At 64.5% G+C, this 234-nt stretch carries 1 pseudogene; it reads right to left on the bottom strand.

Annotated elements, in window-relative coordinates:
• Window positions 1-234: pseudogene (locus SB753_RS41625) on the bottom strand (IS66 family transposase); the annotation flags it as partial.

Here is a 234-nt window from a genome sequence, read left to right as displayed (position 1 = left end):
AATCACGTTCAGTTGCTCGCTGATCTCCACGCCGATCTCGACGAGCGCATGGCCGTCGTTGGCGCAGAATCGTTCGGCCTCAGGCAGTTCGTGACGGCGGATGTCGCGCGGCAGGCCGGGATCGAGTGGCTTGCGGCCACGTTTCTTGCGCGTGTGCGCGGTGACCTTCGTGCCGGGCGTATCTTCCTGCGCGGGCGTCGCGTTTGCACCGAGCACTTCGGCTTCGTTGAACAG

It is taken from the genome of Paraburkholderia sp. SIMBA_053 (assembly GCF_046534895.1).
Classification (GTDB): Bacteria; Pseudomonadota; Gammaproteobacteria; order Burkholderiales; family Burkholderiaceae; genus Paraburkholderia; species Paraburkholderia caledonica.
This window is presented reverse-complemented; position numbering and strand designations above follow the sequence as displayed.